General features: G+C 36.8%; 11 protein-coding genes. 6 read left to right on the plus strand and 5 right to left on the minus strand.

What is annotated here, in order from left to right; all coding sequences use genetic code 11:
* Positions 1-71: 71 nt before the first annotated feature.
* On the plus strand, positions 72-554 hold the full coding sequence (locus tag BAQ44_RS21445) for a hypothetical protein (RefSeq protein WP_071723612.1): 483 nt from the start codon (positions 72-74) through the stop codon (positions 552-554).
* Between the two features lie 44 nt (positions 555-598).
* Here BAQ44_RS21445 and BAQ44_RS21450 read toward each other — a convergent pair whose 3' ends face one another.
* Positions 599-1,645: a DUF2332 domain-containing protein gene (locus tag BAQ44_RS21450; protein WP_071723614.1), complete on the minus strand. Its 1,047-nt coding sequence runs from the start codon at positions 1,643-1,645 to the stop codon at positions 599-601.
* A gap of 382 nt (positions 1,646-2,027) precedes the next feature.
* Here BAQ44_RS21450 and BAQ44_RS21455 point away from each other — a divergent pair, with 382 nt between their 5' ends.
* Positions 2,028-3,530 (plus strand): malate:quinone oxidoreductase, encoded by a 1,503-nt coding sequence (locus BAQ44_RS21455; protein ID WP_061679966.1) that lies wholly within the window; start codon positions 2,028-2,030, stop codon positions 3,528-3,530.
* A gap of 46 nt (positions 3,531-3,576) precedes the next feature.
* Here BAQ44_RS21455 and lsrB read toward each other — a convergent pair whose 3' ends face one another.
* The 4 genes from lsrB to BAQ44_RS21475 are packed head-to-tail and all read right to left on the minus strand — an operon-like array spanning position 3,577 to position 8,034.
* Positions 3,577-4,620, minus strand: coding sequence for an autoinducer 2 ABC transporter substrate-binding protein LsrB (gene lsrB, locus BAQ44_RS21460; RefSeq protein WP_071723616.1), 1,044 nt, complete (start codon positions 4,618-4,620; stop codon positions 3,577-3,579).
* Positions 4,617-5,606, minus strand: coding sequence for an ABC transporter permease (locus tag BAQ44_RS21465; RefSeq protein WP_061679968.1), 990 nt, complete (start codon positions 5,604-5,606; stop codon positions 4,617-4,619). Before BAQ44_RS21465 ends, lsrB begins: the two co-directional genes overlap by 4 nt.
* On the minus strand, positions 5,603-6,556 hold the full coding sequence (locus tag BAQ44_RS21470; RefSeq protein WP_071723619.1) for an ABC transporter permease subunit: 954 nt from the start codon (positions 6,554-6,556) through the stop codon (positions 5,603-5,605). The genes BAQ44_RS21465 and BAQ44_RS21470 overlap by 4 nt, the downstream gene beginning before the upstream one ends.
* Positions 6,553-8,034, minus strand: a complete 1,482-nt coding sequence (locus BAQ44_RS21475; protein WP_071723620.1) for a sugar ABC transporter ATP-binding protein — start codon at positions 8,032-8,034, stop codon at positions 6,553-6,555. Before BAQ44_RS21475 ends, BAQ44_RS21470 begins: the two co-directional genes overlap by 4 nt.
* Positions 8,035-8,231: 197 nt before the next feature.
* Here BAQ44_RS21475 and BAQ44_RS21480 point away from each other — a divergent pair, with 197 nt between their 5' ends.
* From BAQ44_RS21480 to lsrF, 4 genes are read left to right on the plus strand one after another with little or no spacing between them, the layout of a single operon-like run.
* Entirely contained in the window at positions 8,232-9,164 is a 933-nt protein-coding gene (locus tag BAQ44_RS21480) for a sugar-binding transcriptional regulator (protein ID WP_063259465.1), read from the plus strand.
* Entirely contained in the window at positions 9,164-10,726 is a 1,563-nt protein-coding gene (gene lsrK / locus BAQ44_RS21485) for an autoinducer-2 kinase (protein ID WP_071723622.1), read from the plus strand. Before BAQ44_RS21480 ends, lsrK begins: the two co-directional genes overlap by 1 nt.
* A 25-nt stretch (positions 10,727-10,751) precedes the next feature.
* Positions 10,752-11,114: a cupin domain-containing protein gene (locus tag BAQ44_RS21490; protein WP_071723625.1), complete on the plus strand. Its 363-nt coding sequence runs from the start codon at positions 10,752-10,754 to the stop codon at positions 11,112-11,114.
* Positions 11,115-11,120: 6 nt separating this feature from the next.
* Positions 11,121-11,903, plus strand: coding sequence for a 3-hydroxy-5-phosphonooxypentane-2,4-dione thiolase (gene lsrF, locus BAQ44_RS21495; RefSeq protein ID WP_000219778.1), 783 nt, complete (start codon positions 11,121-11,123; stop codon positions 11,901-11,903).
* Positions 11,904-12,004: the final 101 nt, after the last annotated feature.

Here is a 12,004-nt window from a genome sequence, read left to right on the forward strand (position 1 = left end):
ATTTTACATGGAAATTTATTTATTACAATAAAAATATAAGTTATATTTTTAAGGAAAGGAGGATTTCAAGAATGAATATAGAGGATAAAATTCACGCTGAAAACGTGTTAAAAAATCTCTTCGTAGGAGCGCAAGTTGATCGATTACAATTTGGAATTTCTCCAACCGCAATAAAGATTCATTTTACAAATTTTTACACTCCTGTTCATTATGAGGGGCAATTATATATCAGTATTGAAACGAAATGGCGTTTATTTAATAAACCTCCCCATAAATACCCATCTAATGAAGATGAATATGACGATTATACTGAGGAAGAAGAATATAAGAGAATATTTGAAATGAGAAGACAAAAAATTATAGATATACAACTCGGCATAGAAAGACCTCATTTAATCATTACATTAAGGAATGGGCAAATTATTTTCATAAATGGTTTTTATGATGATTATGAATGTTGGCAAGCTGGTGTTCAATGTGAGGATTGGCTTGTTGTTGCTGCACCGGGTAATGAAATCTCCACTTGGACTCCTGATGAGTTTCATGAAAAATAGCTAATGGTATATTCCCATTAGCTATTTTTCATTTTGAAGACATACTAACAAAGCGTCTCCTTTCCAAGTTTCCAACTAAACCATCTCCCATGCCCTTCCGTTTCCCCAACCGTTTCACGATATTCGTTTCCGTTAATATAATAATCAATATGAAGATCCCGGTCCCACATGTTGTTATACAGGTGGAATACATCACGTTTTGCGCCGATTTCTTGCACTTGTTTTTCTAAATTATATTTTACTTGTTCAGGTATTTGATTTGCGACGTGTGTATGGAAAATACAGATTACTGCATCTTCACTTATTTGTCCAATAATAGATGGTAATAGTTCAACACCGTCTCCTTCTATTAATTGGACTGATTCATTTTTTACTAAAGATGCTGCTTGGTCAAACATTTCAAGTCGTTCTTTATGTTCTGGCCAAATGAGTGCACGTAGCCAAAAATAATCTTCATCACTATGTAAAACATTTACATGCAAATCTAGTCCGATTCTTTCTACGACAGATGGACTTTCTTTTAGAAAATGAGGTACATTCTCCCCTCTTATTTCAGAAGTTAAATGTACATTCGAATTTATATTTCCGTATGTTTCATCTGTTCCGTACGAATAGCTATATTGGTCCCAAAATAGTTGTAATCCAGAACTTGTCCCAATTTCGATTAACGCTAACGGCTTTTTCACTTTATTAAATATGTAGCAGAAACTTGGGTATAAGTACGCACATCGCCTTACTTCATTCGTTTGAACGAGTTTCGTTTGTAACAAAGTAATGATATCTTCTCGGTACTTTTTACAAAAGTCTTTAAAATGATCAAACACTTGGTCTAAATTTGTATTCTTATTTTCAACTAAGCTACTATAATACGTTTTTAACTGATGTTCTTTCCCTGCAAGTAATAAATAATGTACGGCGCCTAATAATAAGTTTGGGACTGGTTGGCCTACTTGAGCGTAGGAAGATAGTGTAAGCACTTCCTCATCTTCAGCAATTTGAATTGATAAGTATTCATATAAGTCACTTGACCCTTTACATTCCTTTATTGAAAAATTTCGAAATAAGTTTGCTATTTGTTCTTGTGTACGCATTGGTATCCCTCCTTTTGTTTTTTCACAGAATAATCTTACTATTTCTAGTGCAAAAATCCCATAAAAAGGTACCCTTTCTACCCACTTTACGATACGTAAGCTTTTTCGAGATAATTTCAAACTGTAATTTTTTTCTATTTACCACCTTAAAAGAGCTTGTTAAATAAGATTTTTAGCGAATAAAACGTTAAATAGTTTAAAATTATCAGATAACACTAGATATTTTAGTCTATTAATTATTATAATAGAGTATGAGATGGTTATATAATTGAGACAAAAAAGGTAAATACCTAGGTGGGGCCTAGGCGGTGTTTTCTTTTTACGGCTTAGATATAGTGAACACCTACTCTTTTTTGCCAATATAGGGGATGGAGAGATTATCATGAGCAACATGCAGCAAAAAACAGACGTTATCTTAATTGGTGCAGGAATTATGAGTGCAACGTTAGGCTCATTACTAAAAGAATTAGCACCTGAATGGGAAATTAAAGTTTTTGAAAAACTCGCAAGTGCCGGGGAAGAAAGCTCTAATGAATGGAATAATGCAGGTACAGGGCATTCTGCGCTATGCGAACTGAACTATACTTCCGAAAAATCTGACGGATCTATAGATATTGGTAAGGCTGTAAAAGTGAATGAGCAATTCCAGCTTTCAAGACAATTTTGGGCATATCTTGTAAAAAGTAAATTAATTCGTAATCCACAAGATTTTATTATGCCTCTACCTCATATGAGTTTAGTACAAGGTGAAAAAAATGTTGAGTTTCTAAAAAACCGTTTTGAAGCGCTTTCAAAAAATCCACTGTTTCAAGGTATGGAATTTTCCGATGCTCCTGAAACATTAAAAAAATGGCTTCCACTCATTATGGAAGGACGTACACCAAACGAACCGATGGCTGCGACGAAGATTGACTCTGGAACAGATGTTAACTTCGGTGCATTAACACGTATGTTGTTTGATTACTTACAAACTAAAAATGTCGAGCTAAACTACAAACATAGTGTCGAAAATATTAAACGCACAAAGAATGGTTTGTGGGAAGTAAAAGTACACGATATGAATAGTGGTAAAATTGAGCATCATACTGCAAAATTCGTCTTTATTGGCGGCGGTGGCGGTAGCCTACCTCTACTACAAAAGACTGGAATTCCTGAATCAAAACATATCGGTGGATTCCCAGTAAGTGGACTATTTATGGTATGTAAAAACCAAAAAGTTGTAGAGCAACATCATGCGAAAGTTTACGGTAAAGCTAAAGTTGGCGCTCCGCCAATGTCTGTACCTCACCTTGATACGAGATATATAGACAATAAAAAAGCTTTACTATTTGGACCGTTCGCTGGGTTCTCTCCTAAGTTCTTAAAAACTGGCTCAAACCTTGACTTAATTGGTTCTGTAAAACCGAATAACGTCTTAACGATGTTAGCAGCTGGTGTAAAAGAAATGGGACTAACAAAATACTTAATTCAGCAAGTTATGTTATCACACGAAAAGCGTATGGAAGAATTACGCGAATTCATTCCGAACGCGAAAAGTGAAGATTGGGATATTGTAGTTGCTGGGCAACGTGTACAAGTAATTAAAGATACTGATGCTGGTGGTAAAGGTACTCTTCAATTCGGTACAGAAGTTGTTAGTGCGGCTGATGGATCAATCGCTGCGTTACTAGGTGCTTCACCAGGTGCTTCTACTGCCGTTCACGTCATGCTTGAAGTATTAGAAAAATGTTTCCCAAGCCGCATGGTAGAATGGGAAGGAAAAATAAAAGAAATGATCCCTTCTTACGGCATTTCACTAACTGAAAATCCAAGATTATTCCAAGATCTTCACACTTCGACTGGTCGTACGCTTGGATTAAATGAAAAAGAAACAGTTCATAACTAATGAAGAAATTAAAAAACGTCCGATATATTCGGACGTTTTTTCTTTACTAGAAATTATATTTATCAATATTCTCTTTCGTAAATACAACTCGCTCTGGTAATACGATAATTCCGTTTCCTTCTGCCTCATAATCATAACCTTGGATGGAGTTTGGCTCTACTTTCACTTTTCCGATTCCTTTTACTTCGAAGCTATCCCCTACTTTTAACTTCTTCCCTTTAACTACTATTTCATTTGCTACAAACGTTGCGAGTGCACCTTGTTGTTTTACATCCCATAATCCGAATTGTTGTACTGTTCCTCGTTTTACGTAATCACGCATAACGTTTGGTGTAGAGAAGCCAGTTACGGCTACTTTTTTATCCATTTTCAAGTTTTCAGCTGCTTGTGCCATTGCCGGAAGTGCCGTTGCATCCGGGCAAATGACTGCATTAATATCTGGATACGTTTTTAAAATGTTCTCCCCTACTGATAACGATTTTTGCGCATTATTTTCACCGTACTGTGTCGTAACAATTTCCCAGTTCGGATATTTCTTTTTAATAATTTCTTTCGCTTTCGTTACCCATTGATTTTGATCCGTTACTGTTGGACTTGAATAAAAGAAGGCTACTTTGCCTTTATCTCCAATTTGCTTTGAAGTCATTTCAATTAATAAGTTAGCAAGTTGATCTGGTGTACCTTGGCTTATATAAAATGAACGGTCTTTCGGATTCACATCAGAGTCCCACGTTAACACCGTCATCCCTTTTTTCTTAGCGCGTTGTAATGATTGTGATAGACCATCCACTGAAGTAGAGGAGATCATAAGTGCATCATAGTTTTGGTTAATAAAATTGTTTATATATTTCACTTGCCCTGATACGCTTGCTTCAGACGGTCCATCATACTTCACTTGTACGCCTAGTTTATCTCCCATCTCTTTTGCTCCTTCACCACCAGATGTAAAGAAACCAACCCCAGTTAGTTTCGGAATGAATGCAAATTTCACATCATCCGCTTTTTTCTTATCTGCCGTTTGACTAGAACAAGCTATTAAACCGATTAAACAAATACATACAATGAATACAATCCCTAGTTTTCTCTTCATGACATTTCCCCCTTATGCAAATTCTTTCTTTTCCCTGGTGTAATTTGATGTAATTTGAAATGTCTTATAATAACTGAAAGAATAAGAATAATACCAATTACTACGTTGGATTGTTCATTTGTTAAACCCGTCATTTGCAAACCATACTGCATTAACCCTATAAAAATACTTGCCAGTACAGTACCGATAATGCTTCCTTTTCCCCCTGTAATAAGTGTCCCTCCTAATACAACTGCTGTAATAATTGGTAAAATCGTTTCACTTCCCATATCTGCACGTGCGGAACCGAAATATGCAGTTAAAAAAGCGCCCCCTAATCCACCTCCTAACCCGGAAATTATGTAAGCGATGATAACTACTTGTTTCGTTTTAATCCCTGTGTATTTTGCTGCGTTTTCGTTCGCTCCTGTTAATTTTACGTGACGCCCATATACAGTTCGGTGGAATAATAAAGTACATAAAACTGTTAATACGATCAGTATCCATAATAAATTCGGTATCCCTATAAAACTACCATTTGCCAGTTGTACAAATGATTCAGGTAAACCACTTATCCCTTCATATCCAGAAGCTCCTGCCCCTCCCGAAATGACGAGTGCAATTCCTCCGTATAAAAACATCGTTCCGAGTGTAACGACAAGTGGCTCTACATCTGTCATTTTTATAATGATTCCGTTTAAAGCTCCTGCTAAGCAACTAATGATTAGGGCTATTATGACAGCAAATAAAATAGGTATTCCGTTCATCCAAAGCACACCGATCAAGATTGAAGTGAGCCCCATTATTGAGCCGACCGATACATCAATTCCTCCTGTTACAATAACGAAAGTCATTGGTATCGCAGCGATTGCGATAAATAGAAAATCATTTGTACTAAAAAGAAGGTTACTAATATTTAAGAAATCACTACTTATAAAACTAAAGAGAATGAATTCTATAAAAAGTAATACAATTAGAACACCTTCCCATCTATATAAATACTTCATAGATTCATCCTCCTTTCTGCCCTCCACTTTTTCATAACACTATCTAATATGACGATTAATAATAATAAGAAACCTGAAATAGCATTATTCCAAAATGCTGGTATTTTTAAAAATACGAGTGAACTGCTTATCGCCTCTAAAAATAACGCTCCTAATGCAGCTCCAAATATAGAACCCGTTCCTCCTTTTAAATGAATTCCTCCTAGTACAGCGGCTGCGATAACCTGTAGTTCCATCCCAGTACCTGTTTGGTTAGGAACGAACCCGATATTCATAACAAAAATGCAACCAGCGAGCGCAGCACTTATGCCTGATATAATAAACGCATATATCTTTACTTTATTAACTGGTATACCAATAAGTCTCGCGCCATCTTCATTATCACCTACCGCATAAAAGTATCTCCCGTATGGTACTTTCCTTAAAAAGAAGTATAGTAGTAGTAAAATAATCAGAACAACCCATACAGTTATTGGCAGACCAAGTATGACGATAGATGAGAGTTGCTTAAAATTGTTTGGAATATCTTCAATCCATTTTCCGCCTGTGAAAATTAACATCGCACCTCTAATGATCCCTAACATACCTAATGTCATAATAATAGCTGGTACTCGAAGCTTCGCAACGCCAACTCCGTTTACAAAACCAATAATAGCCCCAAGTATTATAGCGGCAGTAATAGACAAGATTGCACTAAATCCATCCGTTAACAACATCCCGCAAACCGCTGCGCTTAATCCCATAATTGAACCAACTGATACGTCTATATTTTTCGTAAATAAGACAAACGATTGGCCAATTGCTAGCACGACTAAAATAACGCTAGATTTCATCATTAAAGATAACGAGTTAAGTTGAACGAAACTTGGATTTATCATTCCGACAATGGCAATATAACTTAGTAATAACAGTATGATAGATGTTTCGTGCATTTTATACATACGTTTCATTCCGTTACACCTCCGTAAGCAAGACGTGTAACTTCATCTACATTCACCTTTTCTTTCTCCAAATGAGAAACAAATTTTCCATTTCGCATTACATATACACGGTTTACTAATTGAACAATTTCTTCAACATCTGAAGAGATTAATAATATTGCGAGTCCTTCCCTTTTCATTTTTTCTATCGTCTCATATACTTCAAGCCTTGCTTTCGCATCAATTCCGCGAGTCGGTTCATCAAGAATAATAATTTTCGGATTACACGCAAGATATTTTGCAAGTACGACTTTTTGCTGATTACCTCCTGATAAAGATGCTAGAACTTCATCCATGCTTCGTACAACAATTCGAAACTGTTCTATATACGACTTTACTAAAGCGCTTTCTTTTTCTTGGTTAATGAAAAAGCGACAATTCTGATGTAAACATGCTGCAGTCATATTTTCTTTAACCGATGCAATTGAGAAAATACCATTTCTGGCTCTATCCTCTGGCACATAAACAAGTCCTTCTCTTAGTCTTTTATGCAAAGAGCATGAATCAATTGATTTTCCTTCTAATAAAATGGAACCTGATTTTATAGATTTTAATCCTAATATCGATTCTGCTAATTCAGTTCTGCCCGATCCAACAATGCCCGCAATACCTACAATTTCACCAGCATGTACAGTGAATGATATATTTTCGAAAGCGTGACTCGTTATATCAGATACTTCTAATATTTTTTTCGTTTCTTTTGTCTCTTGCACTATTTCTCTTTCCTCTTCTTGTTTATACCCTTGCGGCAATAAACCCTCCATTAGCATGTCATATGTATAGTTACATACATCCCCTTGGCTTATAATCATTCCATCACGTAAAATCGCTACTTTGTTGGCAATTTCAAAGATTTCTGGAAAGCGATGCGTAATATATATCATCCCAATTCCTTTTTCTTGTAAATTTTTCATCAGCACAAAAAGACTCTTAATTTCGTGAGTTGTTAATGTCGATGTTGGCTCATCTAAAATAAGAATCTCGGCTTCTCGTATTAATCCTCTTACGATTTCTACTAACTGTTGCTGCGCAATGGATAGTGATCCTCCTAGTTCATTAAGGTCAATATCCCATCCTAAACTGTCAATTAATTGCTGAATCTTTACTTTTAATTCCTTTTTCTTCCTTTTCAGTCCGATACATATATTTTCTTCAATGGTCATATGCGGAAAAATGAGTGGTTCTTGTGGTATTAAGTAAACCCCTTCTCTGTGTGCTTCTTTCGGATTTGCAAACTGTTTCCTCATTCCTTTTACATACATTTCTCCACTATCATACGAATATAACCCCGTTAATATTTTCATTAATGTTGATTTTCCAGCACCATTTCCCCCAACTAAAGCGTATATCTCACCACGCTCTAATTGTAAGTTTACTTCTTTTAGTACAAGTTGATTTGAAAACGCCTTACTCATTTCCTTTACTTGTAATAAAGGTACGTTATCCACATGATGTCACCTGCCTTTATACAGAACATTTTTTGAGAAAATGATTATTTGTTCTACTTGTTTTGTAGCATTGTATATTCCTTTTTTCATATCTAGAACATTTTTTTCATCAGACTATTAATCGTTTCAACTGGAATAAACAAAATATACGGCACATATGTTTAAGCATTGGTCAATTGTTGAAAGGGATGACGAGTATGACACAGCTGAACTTTGAAGAGAATTTATTAACTAAAGTAGCTTGGTACTATTATAAAGATCAATTAACACAACAGGAGATCGCTTCACTTCTTCATATTTCTAGAAATAAAGTCGTCCGGTTATTAGATAAGGCACGCAGTGAAGGTATCGTTACATTTCACGTAAAAGGTACTGGTTTGCACTGTTTAAGTATTGAACGTGACCTAATGAAAAAATTCCACTTAAAAGATGCTTTCATAATCCCTACTCCAGTAAACAATTATCACGCTTCTCTCGGAAAAGCTGCTGCACAATATTTAGAAACTCAGCTCCAGCAAGGTGATTTACTCGGAATTGGCTGGGGAGAAACAATTAGCAAAATGCTAGAAAATATTCATTTTGAAAGTTCCATTAATCTTTCAATCGTAACGCTAACTGGCGGAGTAAATCACTATCTCCCGAGAAAACAAAACTATTTACACTACATGCAAGGTGATCTTCATATTATCCCTACGCCGTTTCTAGCATCCACAACCGAAATGGCACAAAGCATTTTATCAGAACCAAGTGTAAAGGATATGCTTCATGTCGCTTCACTTGCTCATACGGCTGTTGTTGGTATTGGAGGATTATCTCAAGACGCTACGATTGTAAAAGAAGAAAAATTAACACTATGTGAGATGACATATATTCGTAGTCAAAACGGGGCGGGCGATATTTTAGGGCAGTTTTATAATACAGATGGGGATTTATTAAAGCTCCCGCATCACAACCGCCTTATTGGTACACCGCTCTCTATCCTTCGCAAAATGAAGCATGTCATTGGTGTTGCTGGAGGTACAGAAAAGATAGATGCAATTTTTGGTGCTTTAAAAGGAAAGTTCATTCATACATTAATTACCGATGAGGAAACGGCTCTCTCCTTATTACGAAAGGATGGTGATTGTTAATGTCTCATTTATTAGCTTTTGATGCTGGTACAGGAAGCATTCGAGCTGTTCTTTTTGATTTATTAGGTAATCAAATTGCGGTCAGTCAAAAAGAATGGATTCATAAAACGGATCCTCGTTACCCAGGTTCTATGAATTTTGATGTCATTGAAAACTGGCAACTTGTACAACAATGTACGAAAGAAGTTCTGCAAAGAAGTAATATACCACCCTCTTCTATTCAAGCTATTAGCGCTACTAGTATGCGAGAAGGTTTTGTTTTATATGATAAAGATGGGCAAGAAATATGGGCATGCGCAAATGTTGATGGGCGCGCATCAACTGAAGTTAGTGAACTAAAAGAAATTCGGTCACATCTTGAAGAAGATTTATATACAAGATCTGGGCAAACTTTTTCATTAGGTGCTTTACCCCGCCTACTTTGGATTAAAAAACATGAACCAGACGTCTATAGCAATATTCATTCTTTTACGATGTTAAACGATTGGATTTTATATAAATTAAGCGGCGTACTGCAAATTGATTCCTCAAACGGATGTACGTCTGGTATTTTTGACTTACAAAATAGAGTGTGGGATAACGATGTCGCTAAGGAGTGCGGTCTAACGTTGCCATTTTCACCAACAGTAAATGAAGCTGGTACCGTTATCGGCAACGTTACAAAAGAGTGTGCAGTATTAACTGGATTACGTGAAGGAATTCCTGTCGTCGCCGGGGGCGGAGATGCTCAAATGGCATCGCTCGGAACTGGAGTCGTGAAGCCTAATCAAACCTTAATATGCGGCGGTAGTTTTTGGCAACAAGAAGTGAATATTACAGCGCCGATAACAGATCCACAAGCTGCAATTCGGGTAAATTGTCACGTCGTTCCGAACCTATGGCAATATGAAACAATCGCCTTTTTCCCTGGCCTTGTTATGCGCTGGTTTCGAGACGCTTTTTGCCAAGAGGAAAAGAAACTTGCTGACAAACTCGGTGTAGATGCTTATGCATTATTAGAAGAACAAGCGAAAGACGTACCTGTCGGTTCATATGGTATTATCCCTACTTTTTCAAACGTTATGAACTACATTTCTTGGCGTCATGCTGCACCTTCTTTTTTAAATTTAAGTTTAGATGCTGACAAATGCGGAAAAAAAGAACTGTTCCGTGCTATTGAGGAAAATGCTGCCTTCGTTACACTTGGTAACTTAAAATTAATAGAAAATCTCACAGGAACATTCCCTTCTGAAGTCATTTTTGCTGGTGGTGCTGCTAAAGGAAAACTGTGGCCACAAATTTTATCAGACGTACTCGGTATTCCTGTAAAAGTTCCCGTTGTGAAAGAAGCAGCTGCTTTAGGAACTGCGATTGCTGCTGGAATCGGGGCTGGCATATATTCATCTATGGAAGAAACTGCCGAACAGTTTGTACAGTGGGAGCACACATTTGAACCAGTTACTGAAAATCATGAACTATATAAAGAATTCTATGAAACATGGAAAACTGTGTATGACAGTCAGCTCGCTTTAGCTGATAAAGGGCTCACCTCACATATGTGGATTGCACCTGGTGCACTGTAACACATTACATAAAGGAGTGAAAATTATGTTAAAAGCGAATGAAAATGACTTTTCCTATCGCTTCGGTGATAACGGGCCGAAATATTTAATACAAGGTCCGAATATTGATCTTGGCCTTGTTGTCATTCAGCCTGGGCAAGAATTTCAAAACCACTATCATACGATGTGTGAGGAAGTCTTTTATGCATTAGAAGGTGAAATTGATTTCTATGTGAATAACGAAAGAGTTCCGATTAAACAAGGCGATGTCCTGCAAGTTCGCCCTCATGAATCTCACTATCTTATTAACCATTCTGACAAACCTTTTAAAGCAGTTTTTATTAAGTCACCACATTTACCAAATAAAGATACGGTACAAACTGAAAATCCAACATTAACGAAGGAGTGATTTCAAATGACTTGGGGATTTAAAAATCGATTAAACACAATTTTACCTGATGGCAGAGCGGTTATGTTAGCGATAGACCACGGCTACTTTTTAGGACCCATTCACGGGCTAGAACAACCACTTGAAACAGTTAAAAACTTACTTCCTTATACAGATTCCCTCTTTTTAACGCGCGGTGTACTTAGCTCCTGTATTCCTGAAAACTGCAGCACACCGATGGTTATGCGTGTATCAGGCGGAGCTACTGTCGTCGGTAAAGATTTAGCGAATGAAACAATTGTTACACCTGTAAAAGAAGCAGTGAAACAAAACGCAATTGGCGTCGGTGTTTCTGTTTTCGTCGGATCAGATTATGAAACACAAACAGTTTCAAATCTCGCAAATGTAGTTTCAGAAGCTCACGATTACGGTCTACCAGTACTCGGCATTACCGCTGTTGCGAAAGAACTGCAAAAACGTGAAGCTCGCTTTTTAGCACTCGCTTCCCGCGTATGCGTTGAAATGGGAGCTGACATTATTAAAACGTATTACTGCGAAGGGTTCGAAAAAATTACAAGTACTTGCCCTGCTCCAGTCGTAATCGCTGGTGGACCAAAACTAGATTCAATTGAAGACGCATTAAACATTACGTACAATGCACTGCAAGAAGGCGCAATCGGCGTAGACATGGGCCGAAACATATGGCAATCTGAACATCCTGCTGCCATGATTCAAGCGATTCATGGCATAGTGAAGAATGGATTGAATGTGAAAGAGGCTCTCCAATTATATGAAGATGTAAAAAATTAAAACAAACGACAGACTATTACACTTACATATATACAAAATCAATATTTACTATAAGGAAAAGCCTCTATGTTAGATTACTAAGTAATCTAACATAGAGGCTT

The sequence above is a fragment of the Bacillus mobilis genome, from assembly GCF_001884045.1.
In the GTDB taxonomy this organism is placed as follows: Bacteria; Bacillota; Bacilli; order Bacillales; family Bacillaceae_G; genus Bacillus_A; species Bacillus_A mobilis.

What these genes read in the sequence shown, in the direction of transcription:
- BAQ44_RS21445 (WP_071723612.1), top strand. Translation starts at nt 72, where the DNA reads ATGAATATAGAGGATAAAATTCACGCTGAAAACGTGTTAAAAAATCTC.
- BAQ44_RS21450 (WP_071723614.1), bottom strand. Translation starts at nt 1,645, where the DNA reads ATGCGTACACAAGAACAAATAGCAAACTTATTTCGAAATTTTTCAATA.
- BAQ44_RS21455 (WP_061679966.1), top strand. Translation starts at nt 2,028, where the DNA reads ATGAGCAACATGCAGCAAAAAACAGACGTTATCTTAATTGGTGCAGGA.
- lsrB (WP_071723616.1), bottom strand. Translation starts at nt 4,620, where the DNA reads ATGAAGAGAAAACTAGGGATTGTATTCATTGTATGTATTTGTTTAATC.
- BAQ44_RS21465 (WP_061679968.1), bottom strand. Translation starts at nt 5,606, where the DNA reads ATGAAGTATTTATATAGATGGGAAGGTGTTCTAATTGTATTACTTTTT.
- BAQ44_RS21470 (WP_071723619.1), bottom strand. Translation starts at nt 6,556, where the DNA reads ATGAAACGTATGTATAAAATGCACGAAACATCTATCATACTGTTATTA.
- BAQ44_RS21480 (WP_063259465.1), top strand. Translation starts at nt 8,232, where the DNA reads ATGACACAGCTGAACTTTGAAGAGAATTTATTAACTAAAGTAGCTTGG.
- lsrK (WP_071723622.1), top strand. Translation starts at nt 9,164, where the DNA reads ATGTCTCATTTATTAGCTTTTGATGCTGGTACAGGAAGCATTCGAGCT.
- BAQ44_RS21490 (WP_071723625.1), top strand. Translation starts at nt 10,752, where the DNA reads ATGTTAAAAGCGAATGAAAATGACTTTTCCTATCGCTTCGGTGATAAC.
- lsrF (WP_000219778.1), top strand. Translation starts at nt 11,121, where the DNA reads ATGACTTGGGGATTTAAAAATCGATTAAACACAATTTTACCTGATGGC.